At 50.2% G+C, this 14,761-nt stretch carries 14 protein-coding genes and 1 tRNA gene; 5 read left to right on the top strand and 10 right to left on the bottom strand.

The window, feature by feature from the left end; translation table 11 throughout:
- Window positions 1-50 precede the first annotated feature (50 nt).
- The 3 genes from MES37_RS20130 (at window position 51) to pnuC (ending at window position 2,277) form a co-directional block, all read left to right on the top strand.
- Window positions 51-126, top strand: a tRNA-Lys gene (locus tag MES37_RS20130).
- A gap of 348 nt (window positions 127-474) precedes the next feature.
- Window positions 475-1,536, top strand: a complete 1,062-nt coding sequence (gene nadA, locus MES37_RS20125; protein ID WP_064544897.1) for a quinolinate synthase NadA — start codon at window positions 475-477, stop codon at window positions 1,534-1,536.
- 24 nt (window positions 1,537-1,560) lie between these two features.
- On the top strand, window positions 1,561-2,277 hold the full coding sequence (pnuC, locus tag MES37_RS20120; protein ID WP_064544900.1) for a nicotinamide riboside transporter PnuC: 717 nt from the start codon (window positions 1,561-1,563) through the stop codon (window positions 2,275-2,277).
- On the opposite strand, the gene zitB is transcribed toward pnuC, so the two are convergent.
- Together zitB and MES37_RS20110 are read right to left on the bottom strand one after the other, a co-directional pair.
- Window positions 2,278-3,210: a CDF family zinc transporter ZitB gene (zitB, locus tag MES37_RS20115; protein ID WP_064544902.1), complete on the bottom strand. Its 933-nt coding sequence runs from the start codon at window positions 3,208-3,210 to the stop codon at window positions 2,278-2,280.
- 123 nt (window positions 3,211-3,333) lie between these two features.
- Window positions 3,334-3,711: a YbgS-like family protein gene (locus MES37_RS20110; RefSeq protein WP_064545107.1), complete on the bottom strand. Its 378-nt coding sequence runs from the start codon at window positions 3,709-3,711 to the stop codon at window positions 3,334-3,336.
- A 320-nt stretch (window positions 3,712-4,031) separates the two neighbouring features.
- Here MES37_RS20110 and aroG point away from each other — a divergent pair, with 320 nt between their 5' ends.
- Window positions 4,032-5,084: a 3-deoxy-7-phosphoheptulonate synthase AroG gene (gene aroG / locus MES37_RS20105; protein WP_064544904.1), complete on the top strand. Its 1,053-nt coding sequence runs from the start codon at window positions 4,032-4,034 to the stop codon at window positions 5,082-5,084.
- A gap of 63 nt (window positions 5,085-5,147) precedes the next feature.
- On the opposite strand, the gene gpmA is transcribed toward aroG, so the two are convergent.
- From gpmA to modE, 7 genes are all read right to left on the bottom strand, one after another.
- Window positions 5,148-5,900 carry a 2,3-diphosphoglycerate-dependent phosphoglycerate mutase gene (gene gpmA / locus MES37_RS20100; protein WP_133521945.1) on the bottom strand — a complete coding sequence of 251 codons (753 nt, stop codon included), beginning with the start codon at window positions 5,898-5,900 and terminating at the stop codon, window positions 5,148-5,150.
- 209 nt (window positions 5,901-6,109) lie between these two features.
- Entirely contained in the window at window positions 6,110-7,150 is a 1,041-nt protein-coding gene (gene galM / locus MES37_RS20095; RefSeq protein ID WP_064544909.1) for a galactose-1-epimerase, read from the bottom strand.
- Window positions 7,144-8,292: a galactokinase gene (gene galK / locus MES37_RS20090; protein ID WP_237932501.1), complete on the bottom strand. Its 1,149-nt coding sequence runs from the start codon at window positions 8,290-8,292 to the stop codon at window positions 7,144-7,146. Before galK ends, galM begins: the two co-directional genes overlap by 7 nt.
- 3 nt (window positions 8,293-8,295) lie before the next feature.
- A complete protein-coding gene (gene galT, locus MES37_RS20085) occupies window positions 8,296-9,342 on the bottom strand; it encodes a galactose-1-phosphate uridylyltransferase (RefSeq protein WP_133521944.1) in 1,047 nt (348 codons plus the stop codon).
- A gap of 9 nt (window positions 9,343-9,351) precedes the next feature.
- Window positions 9,352-10,368 (bottom strand): UDP-glucose 4-epimerase GalE, encoded by a 1,017-nt coding sequence (gene galE / locus MES37_RS20080; protein WP_064544914.1) that lies wholly within the window; start codon window positions 10,366-10,368, stop codon window positions 9,352-9,354.
- 233 nt (window positions 10,369-10,601) lie between these two features.
- The gene (modF, locus tag MES37_RS20075; RefSeq protein ID WP_237932499.1) at window positions 10,602-12,083 is read right to left on the bottom strand and encodes a molybdate ABC transporter ATP-binding protein ModF; all 1,482 of its coding nucleotides are present in this window, start codon (window positions 12,081-12,083) and stop codon (window positions 10,602-10,604) included.
- A 76-nt stretch (window positions 12,084-12,159) separates the two neighbouring features.
- Window positions 12,160-12,951, bottom strand: a complete 792-nt coding sequence (modE, locus tag MES37_RS20070) for a molybdenum-dependent transcriptional regulator (protein WP_064544920.1) — start codon at window positions 12,949-12,951, stop codon at window positions 12,160-12,162.
- Between the two features lie 128 nt (window positions 12,952-13,079).
- Between modE and MES37_RS20065 the strand changes: the two genes are divergently transcribed.
- Window positions 13,080-13,229, top strand: a complete 150-nt coding sequence (locus tag MES37_RS20065) for an AcrZ family multidrug efflux pump-associated protein (protein WP_064544922.1) — start codon at window positions 13,080-13,082, stop codon at window positions 13,227-13,229.
- Between the two features lie 57 nt (window positions 13,230-13,286).
- Here the strand turns inward: MES37_RS20065 and MES37_RS20060 are convergent, their stop codons facing one another.
- Window positions 13,287-14,567 (bottom strand): DUF445 domain-containing protein, encoded by a 1,281-nt coding sequence (locus tag MES37_RS20060; RefSeq protein ID WP_064544924.1) that lies wholly within the window; start codon window positions 14,565-14,567, stop codon window positions 13,287-13,289.
- Window positions 14,568-14,761: the final 194 nt, after the last annotated feature.

Here is a 14,761-nt window from a genome sequence, read left to right as displayed (position 1 = left end):
CCTTTACACGGAGGGGGTCGGCGGTTCGAGCCCGTCATCACCCACCATTCGGGGCGTTAGCTCAGTTGGTAGAGCAGTTGACTTTTAATCAATTGGTCGCAGGTTCGAATCCTGCACGCCCCACCAAATTCAGACAAAAGCGCCTTCAGGGCGCTTTTGTTGTTTCTAAGGCTCGATCTTTTTCGTGCTGGGTTCGAAGCTGCAGCAGATTCGACAAAATCGTCGGGAACGATTTTGCATCACCGCTTGCGGTGACCCGAAGGGCGAGTCTCTGGATGAGGCGAGTGATATCCTGCACGTCCCACCAAAGGCACCTTTTTGCTATCTGCAATTCCGAGTTGAAAATAAATTCCCCACGACAATTCACCTATAATTCGCTATCTTGTTTAGCATATAAAACAACCTTAGCCATTTCTGGTCAGTCTTTATCAGAATAGTGCTAATTTGGTTAAGTCAGGCAAACGAGAAAGCACTATGAGCGTAATGTTCGATCCAGAAACAGCAATTTATCCCTTCCCACCTAAACCACAGCCTTTGAGCGCGGATGAAAAGCAATTTTACCGTGAGAAAATCAAGCGTCTGCTGAAAGAGCGGAATGCTGTGATGGTGGCTCACTACTATACCGACCCCGAAATCCAGGCTCTGGCTGAAGAGACTGGCGGTTGCATTTCTGACTCCCTCGAGATGGCACGTTTTGGAGCAAATCATCCTGCTACCACGTTGTTGGTGGCAGGGGTTCGCTTCATGGGTGAAACCGCGAAAATCCTGAGCCCAGAAAAAACTATCCTGATGCCAACGCTGAACGCCGAGTGCTCTTTGGATCTCGGCTGCCCAATCGAAGAATTTAACGCCTTCTGCGATCAACATCCTGATCGCACAGTGGTGGTCTATGCTAATACTTCCGCAGCGGTAAAAGCGCGTGCTGATTGGGTCGTGACATCGAGTATTGCAGTCGAATTAATTGAGCATCTCGACAGTCTTGGCGAGAAAATTATTTGGGCACCGGATAAACATCTGGGAAGTTATGTACAGAAGCAAACTGGCGCAGACGTGTTGTGTTGGCAGGGGGCATGCATTGTACATGACGAGTTTAAAACCCAGGCGCTAACGCGCATGAAAGCACTCTATCCGGATGCTGCTATTCTGGTACACCCCGAATCGCCGCAAGCCATAGTGGATTTGGCAGATGCTGTCGGTTCAACCAGTCAGCTCATCGCCGCCGCTCAAACGTTGCCAAATAAACAACTGATCGTGGCCACTGACCGCGGTATCTTCTACAAAATGCAGCAGGCATGTCCGGATAAAGAATTGTTTGAAGCGCCTACCGCAGGTGAAGGCGCAACCTGTCGTACTTGTGCACATTGCCCGTGGATGGCGATGAACGGCCTTAAAGCCATCGCTGAAGGGCTGGAGCAGGGTGGAGCAGAACATGAGATTCATGTTGATGCTGCGTTGCGTGAGGGCGCACTGGTGCCTTTAAATCGAATGCTCGATTTTGCTGCTGAATTACGACGTAATATTAAGGGTAACGCGTAAGGAATTTAACCCCAAGGAGCGAATATGGATTTTTTAAGCACGCAGAATATTTTGGTCCACATTCCCATCGGAACGGGTGGGTATGATTTATCGTGGATTGAAGCGATTGGAACCGTGGCGGGTTTGCTATGTATCTGGTTGGCTAGTTTAGAAAAAATCAGCAATTACGCATTCGGTTTAATTAACGTTACGCTATTTGCGATTATTTTCTTCCAAATCCAACTCTACGCAAGCCTGTTACTACAGTTGTTTTTCTTTGCGGCTAATATTTACGGTTGGTATGCCTGGTCGAGACAGACGAGTGAAAATCAAACCGTTCTCCATATTCGTTGGTTACCTCTGCCCAAAGCATTTGCCTGGATTGCAATTTGTGTGGGGGCGATTGGGTTGATGACGGTATTTATCGATCCGGTCTTTGCTGTCCTGACCCGAACTGCGGTTACCGCGATGCAGGCCATGGGCCTGAATGTGACGATGCCAGAGCTTCAGCCCGATGCGTTCCCATTCTGGGACTCCTGCATGATGGTACTGTCGATTGTGGCGATGATTCTGATGACCCGCAAATACGTCGAAAACTGGCTGCTGTGGGTAATCATTAACATGATCAGCGTGGTTATCTTCGCCTTGCAAGGCGTCTACGCGATGTCACTCGAATATTTGATCCTGACGTTTATTGCGCTCAACGGTAGCCGCATGTGGATCAACAGCGCGCGTGAACGCGGCTCACGCGCACTGTCTTAATTAGTGGTGGTGATGAGCATGGCCGTGATGGTCATGCTCATGTAAATCACAGTCCTGACCGTGGCAAACCTGATACTCCATTTGTACCGTGGCATGTTCAATCTGGTATTCATCTTTCAGAAAATGATGGATGCGTTCCAGCAGGGCGTCGTGATCGTGCGGTGGCACCACCTGAACATGCAACGTCATTAACGGTTTTTCACCGACCAGCCAGATATGCACGTGGTGAACGTTGCGGACTTCGGGAATCGTTCTGATTAACTTGCGCTGCAAAACGGGGATATCAATGGCGTTTGGTGCGCCTTCGAGCAACTCATTAACGCTCTCTTTTAGTAAATTCCACGCGCTGCGCAACACCAGGCATGACACCAGTATTGAGAGAATAGGGTCAATTGGCGTCCAGCCGGTCCACAAAATAATAAGCGCCGCAGCGATAGCTCCCACCGAACCTAACAAATCTCCCATAACGTGCAGAGCAGCAGCACGCACGTTGATATTTTTTTCTTCATTTCCGCGATGCAAAATCCAGAACGAAAATAGATTCGCCAGTAACCCGGCAAAAGCGATGATCAGCATGGTCCAGCCGGCAATCGGCTGCGGCTGATAAAAACGCTCTATCGCCTCCCAGACGATCAAGATCGTTATCACCACTAAGGCAATCGCATTCACAAATGCAGCAAGCGTGGTCAGCCTCAGCCAACCGAAGGTATGACGGGCATTCGGCGGACGACGGGCAAATTTCACCGCCATTAGCGCGACCAGCAGCGCTGCCGCATCAGTCAGCATATGCCCTGCATCAGCAAGTAAGGCAAGTGACCCTGATATCACCCCACCGATGACTTCCGCCACCATAAATAGCGCCGTGATGGAAAATGCCCAGAACAGACGTTTGGAGTTGGAATCACCCGAAGAATGTTGATGTGTATGCGCCATGATTTCTCAGTATTTGAAAAGCAACAATGCGCTAATTATAACCACTAAAGCTGATCAACTTATTGAATAAAACCTATAAAAAAGGAGAGCCTAAGCTCCCCTGGTTTTTTCAGCTGGCTGATTTTACTGTGAAGTCCCGTCCACTTTGCTGTTCACATCATTGCCGCTGCCGGTTTCAACCTTTTGGTTGGTATCCGGGCATTTACCGTCTTTACACATCGAATTTTTATGAATTTCATCCTTGCTCATTCCATCACTGGTCAAACCGCTATTACTGGTTGAGCCATTTGGATGGAGCATGGTGCCGCTATTGTTGATATTGCTGTTATCAACGCCTTTCGGGGCTATGTTCTGATTCGCGCCAGGTGCAACCTGGCCTGCTTCAGCGCCAGCATTAGCCTGGCCGTTATTCATGCCGCTGGTGTCGGCAGCCAAAGCTGCGCCGCTGGCAAGAGTGAGGGTTGCTGTCAGGAAAAGAGTGGTTAATTTATTCATCATGATGCTCCTGTTATGGTCGTTATTGCTGGATAACTTCTTCCAACAGTGCACAGGTCCTATTCGGATTAAATTATTTCTATCGGTGATACCTGCCAACTTTAATAATCTAATCAGAATACAATTTTGCCAAAATGATACTTTTTGGTGTTAACAATTAAAAATTGTAGCGTCATACCGAGCTTTTACCATTTATTGACCGCTTTTAGGTCGTTTTCAGGAATATTCTGCCTGAAGTGTAAAAGCCCGTTTACACTTCAGGCTTGAAGCGATAGATTGAAGGGATTGCAACTAAGCTAAATCTAAAGGCCATTTCCGGAAATATCATGAATTATCAGAACGACGACTTACGCATCAAAGAAATCAACGAACTTTTGCCTCCAGTAGCGCTGCTCGAAAAATTCCCTGCCACTGAAAAAGCAGCTGCAACGGTATCTGGCGCGCGCAAAGCGATTCATAAAATCCTTAAAGGAAATGATGATCGTCTGCTGGTTGTCATCGGCCCTTGCTCCATTCACGATATCAAAGCGGCGAAAGAGTATGGCGCGCGTTTACTGACATTGCGTGAAGAACTGCAAGGTGAGCTGGAAATCGTTATGCGTGTTTACTTCGAAAAACCACGCACGACGGTGGGCTGGAAAGGCCTCATCAACGATCCGCAAATGGATAACAGTTTCCAAATCAACGATGGCCTGCGCATTGCTCGTAAGCTGTTGTTAGATATCAATGACTCCGGCTTGCCAGCAGCGGGTGAGTTCTTGGATATGATTACTCCGCAGTATCTGGCGGACTTGATGAGCTGGGGGGCTATTGGCGCACGAACCACAGAATCTCAGGTTCACCGTGAACTGGCGTCGGGTCTGTCATGTCCAGTCGGCTTCAAAAATGGTACCGACGGCACGATGAAAGTGGCGATTGATGCTATTAATGCCGCTGGCGCGCCACACAGCTTCCTGTCTGTGACGAAATGGGGTCATTCTGCCATTGTGACGACCAGCGGAAATGGTGACTGCCATATCATTCTGCGCGGCGGTAAAGAGCCAAACTACAGCGCGGAGCACGTCGCTCAGGTTAAAGCGGATTTAGTGAAGGCAGGCCTGCCTGCACAGGTGATGATCGATTTCAGTCATGCCAACAGCAGCAAGCAGTTTAAGAAACAAATGGAAGTTGGCGCCGATGTTTGCCAGCAAATCGCTGGTGGCGATAAAGCCATCACCGGTGTGATGATTGAAAGTCACCTTATTGAAGGCAATCAGAACCTGGAAAGCGGTGAACCGTTGGTTTACGGCAAGAGCGTGACCGATGCTTGTATCGGCTGGGAAGATACTGAAGTTGTGTTGCGCCAGTTGGCTGATGCAGTGAAAACGCGTCGCGGCTAAGTCTTTACGCAGTAACAATAAAAAAGGCGTGGTTTTCACCACGCCTTTTTCACATCTAACGAATTACTTCGCTTTACCCTGGTTTGCTACCGCTGCGGCTTTTGCTGCGATTTCATCAGCATTGCCCAGATAGTAGCGCTTCAGCGGTTTGAAGTTCTCGTCAAACTCATACACCAACGGTACGCCAGTTGGGATATTCAGCTCAAGAATTTCGTCTTCGCCCAGGTTATCAAGGAATTTAACCAAGGCACGCAGGGAGTTACCGTGTGCGGCAACAATCACGCGCTCGCCGCTTTTCATGCGTGGCAGAATGGTTTCATTCCAGTAAGGGATTACGCGCTCGATAGTTAACGCCAGGCTTTCAGTTACCGGCAGCTCTTTATCGGTCAGGCTTGCATAACGTGGGTCATGGCCTGGGAAGCGTTCGTCATCACGCGTCAATTCTGGAGGTGTTATCGCAAAGCCACGACGCCATTGTTTAACTTGCTCATCGCCGTATTTTTCTGCGGTTTCTGCTTTGTTCAGACCCTGCAGCGCCCCGTAATGACGCTCATTCAGCTTCCAGGATTTTTCAACTGGCAACCAGGCCTGGTCCAGTTCATCGAGGATGTTCCACAGAGTATGGATGGCACGTTTCAGCACAGAAGTGTAAGCAAAGTCGAAAGAGTAGCCTTCGTCTTTCAGCAACTTACCTGCTGCTTTCGCTTCAGTTTGACCTTTCTCAGACAGATCAACGTCATACCAACCGGTGAAGCGGTTTTCGTTGTTCCACTGGCTTTCACCGTGACGAACCAGAACCAGCTTAGTAACAGCCATAGTTTACTCCTTAATGAGCCTGTGATTAATGATAACGATTATCATTATATTGCCGCAAAGGGGCGAGCGGCAATGCTAAACGTTTAACATAGCGAAAAAGAGTGTGGAGTGTAAGTTGGATGTGAATGGTTGTTATATTTTTGTCGCTAAACGGCGGGAAATCCAGCGATTCGCAGAAGAATTGCCCTCCGTGGAGGAGGGCAAGGCACTTAGAGTGGAATGAACTCGTATTCCGTAATGCTTAAGTACTCTTCATGTGGCTGTAACCAGCAATCAGGTTGTGGCCATTCCGGATGATTAGGGCTGTCTGGCAGGAATTCGCTTTCCAGCGCCAGGCCCTGGTACGCATTGTACGTTCCTTGTTCCCTTGCCGGTGTACCGTCCAGATAATTCCCGCTGTAAAACTGCAATGCCGGTGCGGTGGTGTAGACCGTCATTTGCAGTTGATTGTCGCTCGACCAAAGGTGTGCTGCTGGCAGGCTGGCATCGCCCTGTGCTTGTAACAAGAACGCATGATCGTAGCCTTTAACCAGCACCTGGTCGTTATCAGACAGGAAATCATCAGCGATGGTTTTCACTGTGCGGAAATCAAAGCTGGTACCTGCCACATCTTTAAGCCCGGCCTGTGGAATACCGTTGCTATCGACTGGCAAGTAGCTATCGGCCAGCAGTTGCAGGCGATGTTGACGAATATCGTTCTGCTTACCGTCGAGATTAAAGTAGGCGTGATTGGTCAGGTTCACCGGGCATGCTTTGCTGGTTTTGGCGCGGAACTCAACAGTAATGCAGTTATCTTCGGTGAGAGCATAACGCGCGGTTGCACGTAATTCGCCAGGGAAGCCTTGATCGCCATCTTGTGAATCGAGGGTGTACAGCACTTCATGTTCGTTCTGGCGCACAATACGCCAGCGACGTTTGTCGAAGCCATCTGGCCCGCCATGTAGCTGATGTGCGCCCTGGTTTGCTGTCACGTTGATGGTGACGCCATCGCGCTCAAACTGGCTGTTGGCAATCCGGTTTGCGTAGCGCCCGACAGTTGCTCCCAGATAAGCTGACTGATTCAGATAATCTTCCGGTGTTTCGCAGCCAAGCAGCGTTTCGCGTACGCTTCCGTCTTTCATCGGCACACGACACGACAACAGGGTAGCGCCCCAGTCCATGACTGAGACAACTAACCCCGCGCTGTTGCGCAGGGTGGAGATGCGGAACGGTTGCCCATCCGGTGCAAGCTGTGGTGTTTCTTTTAGCATTGGCCCGCGCCCTCCGAAGGTTTGCAGACATAAAAGGTTTCTTTTATGCCGGTTTTGGCTTCGTACTGTTTGGCGACCGCTTGTTGTACTGCAGGAACCAAATCTTCCGGGATCAATGCAACGATACAACCACCGAAGCCGCCACCTGTCATACGCACGCCGCCTTTATCGCCAATTGTGGCTTTCACGATTTCAACTAACGTATCGATTTGTGGCACGGTGATTTCGAAATCATCGCGCATTGACGCATGAGACTCAGCCATCAGTTCGCCCATACGTTGCAAATCGCCTTTTGCCAGCGCATCGGCAGCTTCTACGGTACGAATATTTTCGGTGAGGACATGGCGCACACGCTTAGCGACAACCGGATCAAGTTCATGTGCCACAGCGTTGAATTTTGACAACTCAACATCACGCAGCGCTTTCTGCGTAAAGAAGCGCGCGCCGGTTTCGCATTGCTGGCGGCGGGTATTGTATTCGCTGCCCACCAGCGTGCGTTTGAAGTTACTGTTGATGATGACAACGGCCACGCCTTTTGGCATCGAAACCGCTTTGGTACCCAGCGTGCGGCAATCAATCAGCAACGCATGATCTTTTTTACCTAACGCAGAAATCAGCTGATCCATAATGCCGCAGTTACAGCCGACGAACTGGTTTTCTGCTTCCTGGCCATTTAAGGCAATTTGCGAGCCGTCCAGCGCCAGATGATAAAGCTTCTGGAACACGGTACCCACTGCGACTTCCAGCGATGCCGATGAACTCAAGCCCGCACCTTGTGGCACGTTGCCGCTGATCACTAAATCGGCGCCGGCAAAGTTTTTATCACGCTTTTGCAGATGCTTAACCACACCGCGAACATAGTTGGACCATTGCTGCGTGTCGTGGCTCAGAATCGGTCTGTCGAGTGAAAACTCGTCGCTTTGATTGTCATAATCCGCGGCGATCACGCGTACCATGCGGTCATCACGTTTTGCGCAGCTAATGACCGTCTGGTAATCGATAGCACAAGGAAGCACAAAACCGTCGTTGTAATCGGTGTGCTCGCCAATCAGGTTAACGCGGCCAGGAGCCTGAATAGTATGGGTCGCCGGATAACCAAAGTGTTCGGCGAAGAGGTGTTGGGTGTTATCTTTCAGACTCATTTTTTATTCTCCGGATTGGCGAAAGTGAATATCGGAAACGGCACGCAAGCGTTCTGCGGCTTGCTCTGCGGTTAAATCACGTTGGGTTTCAGCCAGCATTTCATAGCCGACCATAAATTTACGCACGGTTGCGCTACGCAATAGTGGTGGATAGAAGTGAGCATGCAACTGCCAGTGACCATTTTCCTCGTCATTAAACGGTGCGCCATGCCAGCCCATAGAATAAGGGAATGAGCACTGGAAAAGGTTGTCGTAACGGCTGGTCAGTTTTTTCAGCGCGAGTGCTAAATCACTGCTCTGTTCAGCCGTCAGGTCAGTGATACGCAGTACATGAGTTTTCGGCAGCAGTAGCGTTTCAAACGGCCAGGCGGCCCAGTAAGGCACTACTGCAATCCAGTGTTCAGTTTCGACGACTGTGCGGCTGCCATCTTTAAGCTCGCGTTGTGCGTAATCGACCAGCATTGGCGAGCCATTTTCTGCAAAGTATTCGCGCTGCAATACATCTTCACGCGCCACTTCATTAGGCAGGAAACTGTTCGCCCAAACCTGGCCGTGCGGATGCGGGTTGGAGCAGCCCATCGCAGCGCCTTTATTCTCAAAAACCTGCACCCACGGGTAAGTTTTACCTAAATCCGCAGTCTGTTCTTGCCAGGTTTTCACCACTTCTTCCAGCGCATTTACGGAAAGCTGTGGCAGGGTTTTACTGTGATCTGGTGAGAAACAGATAACCCGGCTGGTGCCGCGAGCGCTTTCACAACGTAAAAGTGGGTCGCTGCTCGCTGGTGCATCTGGGGTATCCGTCATCAACGCGGCAAAATCATTAGTAAAAACAAAAGTGCCGGTATATTGCGGATTTTTGTCACCAGTAACGCGTGTGTTGCCTGGGCACAAGAAGCAATCCGGATCGTGGGCCGGTAAAGTTTCATTGGACGGAGTTTCCTGCGCCCCTTGCCACGGGCGCTTAGCGCGGTGCGGGGACACCAGAATCCATTGTCCTGTCAGTGGGTTAAAACGGCGATGTGGATGATCCACCGGGTTAAACTGCTCCATCACATTTCCTTAGTCTGGATAACCTTGAGGGTGGCGAGACTGCCAGCGCCAGGTATCATCTGCCATTTCTTGCAGAGTACGGCTGACACGCCAGTTAAGTTGTTGATCGGCTTTGGTGGCATCTGCCCAGTAAGCTGGGAGATCGCCATCTCGACGCGGGGCGAAGTGATAATTCACCGGTTTTCCGCAAGCGGTGCTGAAAGCATTGATCACATCCAACACGCTGCTACCAATGCCTGCGCCGAGGTTATAGATATGCACGCCAGGCTTGCCTTGCAGCGTTTGCATGGCGGCAACGTGGCCTTCAGCGAGATCCATAACGTGAATGTAGTCGCGAACGCCAGTGCCGTCTTCGGTTGGATAATCATTCCCGAAGACCGCCAGTGAATCACGGCGTCCTACCGCAACCTGTGCGATGTATGGCATCAGATTGTTTGGGATACCTTGCGGGTCTTCACCCATATCACCAGATGGATGCGCACCGACCGGGTTGAAGTAACGCAATAGCGCCACGCTCCAGTTCGGCTGGGCCTTTTGTAAGTCAGCCAGAATCTGTTCAACCATTAACTTGCTGCGGCCATATGGGCTGGCAGGCGTGCCGGTTGGGAAGCTTTCAACGTAAGGGATTTGCGGCTGGTCGCCATAAACTGTCGCGGAAGAACTGAAGATGAAATTGGTGACATTGGCGGCGCGCATCGCTGAAATCAGGCGTAACGTGCCGGTCACGTTGTTGTCGTAGTATTCCAGCGGTTTGTTAACCGATTCGCCGACCGCTTTCAGGCCAGCAAAATGGATCACGGCATCAATCTGGTGATCGTGGAAAATTTCTGCCAGTAGCGCTTCATCGCGAATATCACCATCAATGAACATAGGGTGTTTACCGCTGAGGCGTTCAATCACTGGCAGAACGCTGCGTTTGCTGTTGCACAGATTATCCAGAATGACTACGTCGTGGCCATTTTGTAGCAGTTGTACACAGGTATGACTGCCAATGTAACCGCTACCACCTGTTACCAATACTCTCATTTTTCGCTCCATTACGCGTATGGTATGTAATAAACATAGCATAACAGAGATGTCAAAAGTGTGACATGTGCTAAATTAGTGGAATCGCTTACACTAATGTTTCATCGACAATCATTAGCTGAAAAAATGATTATAAATCAAATGGTCATAGCGAGGGTGCTGCGGGTTATCTGAAAGTCGCTACGCTAATCCGATTGATAAAAAATGAGTAGCGGAAGCGACTTCCAACAGTGTTATTGAGCTGGTGCTAAATCGTCAATTTGATAGCGATATGCCTCGCCATCAGCCACAAAAGTGAGCCGTTTAGTGATGCACTCTGGCGCGTCTTCGGCGTGGTGAGAGACAAACAGCAACTGGGTTTTCCCTTCACCAATCAGAATATCAATGAAACGGCGTACTAGCTGGCGATTCAGCGGATCCAGCCCTTGCAGAGGTTCGTCGAGGATTAAAAGCGTCGGGTGTTTCACTAACGCCCGAGCGATCAGTGCAAGGCGCTGTTGGCCCCAGGAAAGGCTATGGAACGGTGCGTCGGCAATGGCGTTGTCCATACCGAGCATGTTCAGCCATTGGCGAGCCAGTTTTTGCTGGCGGTCAGAAACAGCCTGGTAAATGCCAATCGAATCAAAATAGCCGGAAAGCACCACATTGCGCACCGTGGTACTAACACGGTAATCAAGATGCAGATTGCTGCTGACATACCCGATATGCTTTTTGATGTCCCAGATGGTTTCACCGCTGCCACGACGGCGGCCAAACAGAGTCAGATCGTTGCTGTAACCTTGAGGATGATCGCCGGTCACCAGGCTTAATAACGTCGATTTACCTGCGCCATTTGGGCCGACTATTTGCCAGTGTTCGCCAGGATTTACCGTCCAGGACAGTTTGTGCAGGATTGGCCTGTCGTTATATTCCACCACGCCGTCACGCAGAATAATGCGCGCCTGATCCGCAGGAAGTGTGTAGCGTGCACTCGGGTCGTCTGCTTCTGGCAGTGCGACGCCCACCAGTTTTTCACTATGGGCCAGTTGTGCAATCAGCGCTTGTTCGAGCAGTTTTTGCTTTTTGCCTACTTCAATCAGCGCACAATCGGCCAGCACGCCCGCAAATTGCACAAAATCAGGAATTTCATCGAAGCGGTTAAGCACCAGCACCACGGTGTAGCCCTGGGTGCTCAGTTCACCTAATAACCCAGCGAGTTGCTCACGGGACTGCACATCCAGCCCGTCAAACGGCTCATCAAGAATAAGCAAATCAGGTTGCGGCATCAGCGCCTGACAGAGCAGCGTTTTGCGCGTTTCACCGGTCGAAAGGTACTTAAAACGGCGGGTTAATAACGGAGTAATACCAAACAGTTGCGCCAGTTTCTGGCAGCGAGCTTCATCTTTAATTTCATCCTGAATAATTTCTGCCGTGGTGCGGCCGGTATCGTCTTCGTCAGGGCTCAACAAATCAGTGTTATTACGCTGCCATTCATCGCTAACTAACTTTTGTAGTTGTTCAAACGAAAGGTGAGCAATACGGGCAAACGAGCACTGGCGCTCGCCTTTTTGCACGGGCAGGGATCCTGCAAGTGCGCGGGCCAGCGCTGATTTTCCGCTACCGTTGGCGCCGACAAACGCCCAGCTTTCACCGGCGTTAATGGTTAAATCATTGAGGGCAAGAGTTCGGGTGTCGCTAAGGTGGAAGACCCCTTGCGATATTTGCAACACAGACATATACCATCCCAGTTTTTGCAGTGATTAAACTCAGATTTACGGATTGCCTGTGTTGTTGTCAATTCACCGTTTGGTTTTAGCACAGAGTGGCGATAATCACGCGATCGGCATTAAAAAATGCTATGACTTTAGCACCTTCTACCAGACTCTGAATTTCTACCACGCTATTAGGAACCGTGGCGCACAGCGTTTGTCCGTCCGGCAATCGCACCAGAACTTCGCTCTGTTCGCCACCTTGCTGAATATTGCTGATAATGCCAGTGAGTTGGTTATCGGCGCCGCTGGCGCGTTGAGGATCCGTAGTGATTTCAACCCACGGCGCTTTAATTAACACCAGCACTTCTTTGCCTTCGCTCAAACCCAGGCGTTCGGCGCTCTGGCGCGTAATGGCGGCTTGCAAACGTGTGGCACCATCCGCCAGTAAAATATCGACATGTTGCTGCACTTGTTCGCTATCGCGATGCAATACGGTGCCGAAAAGCTGGTTACGGGCGCTGGTTTGCAAAGAAAAGCGGGAAATCGCGGCGAGCAGGCTATCGAGCGGCAATGCGTCATCACGCAGCACATCGAACGCTTTTTGCTGGATCTGCGCGAGCAATTCATACAACTGAATCAGGCGTTCGCCGTAACGCGTCAATATTGCACCACCGCCGCCTTTACCGCCGGTCGCTCGCTCAACTAATGTCTCGTCGCTTAACTGATTCATCTCGTTGATAGCATCCCAGGCACTTTTGTAGCTAATACCTGCGAGTTTGGCACCCTGGCTAATTGAGCCGGTATGTTGTATTTGTTTAAGCAGCGCGATACGACGTGGATCGGCGAACAGCCGCTGTTGGAGTTTCAGCGTGAGTAAAATTTCAGCCTGCATAACCGCTCCGCAATAGTAAAAACGTCATTTTCTTCTATTGCGGCGGGATGAGCAAATGGCACAAAAGGAGAGTGCGTTTTTCTGTCAGGTCGTTAGAATACTCGTTCTCACTTTTGTTGGAGGCATCCATGTTAGAGTTACTAAAAAGCTTGGTGTTTGCCGTGGTCATGGTGCCAATCGTTATGGCGGTGATCCTCGGTCTTATCTATGGATTGGGTGAAGTCTTTAACGTCTTCTCAAAAGTCGGTCACAACGACCAGCCGAAACAACACCATTGATTTTCTAAGATTTCCCTAACGCCCGCATCAGCGGGCGTTTGCTTTTTTATCTTCCCTTCATAAATTCAGCAACGGTAGCGCCGCAGGTATCTGCGACAGCAGGTACAACACCAACCCGATTGAACCGCCAACCAGCGTGCCGTTAATGCGGATAAACTGTAAATCCTTACCGATATTCAGTTCAATTTGCCGTGACATATCCTGAGCATCCCAGCTTTTGACCGTGTCGCTAATATGGCGAGTCAGGAAGATGGCGAACTCCGGTGCCATTTTTTGCACTGCCTGCTCCAGATGCTCATTCAGTGAAGTGCGTAGCGCACTGTCAGCAATCAGCGTTTCGCCCAACCACTGCCCGGCCTCTGCAATTCGCTGCTTCACGCGCGAATCTTCAGAATTGACGTCCACTTTCAGCCATTGGCGCAAATCCCCCCACAGTTCGCCCAGATAGCGATTGAACGCCTCATCTTCTTTCAGATAATTTTTGATGCTGTCGGCTTTTTCAGCCATTTGTGGCGAGTTTTTAAGATTGTCGATGAGCTTTAACGTCGCGCGATCAAAAGCCTGGCGGATCTGATGCCCCTGATCATGGCTCACGTCATCCAGAAACGAATTAACTGCACTGGAAACCAGATCGGCACTATGTTCCCCCAGCCATTCTGTTGGCAGGAGTTTGGCCTTACGTGGATGCTCTGTTTCCAGCCAACGTACAATCTGGCGGGCAATAAAAGCCCGCGTGCTTTCACGTTTTATCAGCGTCAGCATCTGGGCAATAACCGAGTCGAGCAGTTCCTGATGGCGGTTATTTTTAGTCAGGCTTTCCAGCAGCAGGGCACTTGAATGTGTCAAATCGACTTTATCGATGGCCTTGTGAACGGCCTGGCGGATTAAACGCTGAATACGGGTGTCATCCGTCAGGTCTAAAAAACCGCTCATCACTTGCAACAGATGTTGCCCGACACGCTGTGCGTTGTCGGGTTTGCTGAACCACTGGCCAATCATCTGTGCCGGTTCATGGCGACGAATTAGCGCAATAAGGGATTGGGTATCGAGGAACTTTTCTTGCACGAAGATACCCAGATTCTCGCCAATTCTGTCTTTATTGCGCGGGATAATCGCCGTATGGCGGGAGATAAAGGGAATCGGTACGCGATGAAACAGTGCTGCAACGGCAAACCAGTCAGCCAGTGCGCCCACCATGGCCGCTTCGGCGATAGCTTTTAAACCGCTAACCCAAAATCCCGGTGGCAAAAAGAGGGTGGCCACAAACGTTACAGCGGCAACCAGCAGTAAGGACAGCGCAAGGCGCTTGGTACGTTTTAGTTCAGCTATTTTCTCCATTCGCTAAGCATAGAACGGTGAGGGCGGAAGCGGTAGGGCAAGTTTGTATGGTGATTTCTTCCGTAGAGAAGCGCGCTTATTTTTACCACCTAAATTTTCCGCGACTTCAGTTTGTTATAAGAATCTTCCTGTAAGCAACTTGATCGGGATGCTTATTTAAATAATACTGTGTTTATATACAGTATGTGTTGGTG

Source organism: Buttiauxella sp. S19-1, assembly GCF_022134725.1.
In the GTDB taxonomy this organism is placed as follows: Bacteria; Pseudomonadota; Gammaproteobacteria; order Enterobacterales; family Enterobacteriaceae; genus Buttiauxella; species Buttiauxella ferragutiae.
Note: the sequence above shows the minus strand (reverse complement) of the source record. Positions and strands in the feature narration are given on the sequence as shown.

What these genes read in the sequence shown, in the direction of transcription:
- nadA (WP_064544897.1), top strand. Translation starts at nt 475, where the DNA reads ATGAGCGTAATGTTCGATCCAGAAACAGCAATTTATCCCTTCCCACCT.
- pnuC (WP_064544900.1), top strand. Translation starts at nt 1,561, where the DNA reads ATGGATTTTTTAAGCACGCAGAATATTTTGGTCCACATTCCCATCGGA.
- zitB (WP_064544902.1), bottom strand. Translation starts at nt 3,210, where the DNA reads ATGGCGCATACACATCAACATTCTTCGGGTGATTCCAACTCCAAACGT.
- aroG (WP_064544904.1), top strand. Translation starts at nt 4,032, where the DNA reads ATGAATTATCAGAACGACGACTTACGCATCAAAGAAATCAACGAACTT.
- gpmA (WP_133521945.1), bottom strand. Translation starts at nt 5,900, where the DNA reads ATGGCTGTTACTAAGCTGGTTCTGGTTCGTCACGGTGAAAGCCAGTGG.
- galM (WP_064544909.1), bottom strand. Translation starts at nt 7,150, where the DNA reads ATGCTAAAAGAAACACCACAGCTTGCACCGGATGGGCAACCGTTCCGC.
- galK (WP_237932501.1), bottom strand. Translation starts at nt 8,292, where the DNA reads ATGAGTCTGAAAGATAACACCCAACACCTCTTCGCCGAACACTTTGGT.
- galT (WP_133521944.1), bottom strand. Translation starts at nt 9,342, where the DNA reads ATGGAGCAGTTTAACCCGGTGGATCATCCACATCGCCGTTTTAACCCA.
- galE (WP_064544914.1), bottom strand. Translation starts at nt 10,368, where the DNA reads ATGAGAGTATTGGTAACAGGTGGTAGCGGTTACATTGGCAGTCATACC.
- modF (WP_237932499.1), bottom strand. Translation starts at nt 12,083, where the DNA reads ATGTCTGTGTTGCAAATATCGCAAGGGGTCTTCCACCTTAGCGACACC.
- modE (WP_064544920.1), bottom strand. Translation starts at nt 12,951, where the DNA reads ATGCAGGCTGAAATTTTACTCACGCTGAAACTCCAACAGCGGCTGTTC.
- MES37_RS20065 (WP_064544922.1), top strand. Translation starts at nt 13,080, where the DNA reads ATGTTAGAGTTACTAAAAAGCTTGGTGTTTGCCGTGGTCATGGTGCCA.
- MES37_RS20060 (WP_064544924.1), bottom strand. Translation starts at nt 14,567, where the DNA reads ATGGAGAAAATAGCTGAACTAAAACGTACCAAGCGCCTTGCGCTGTCC.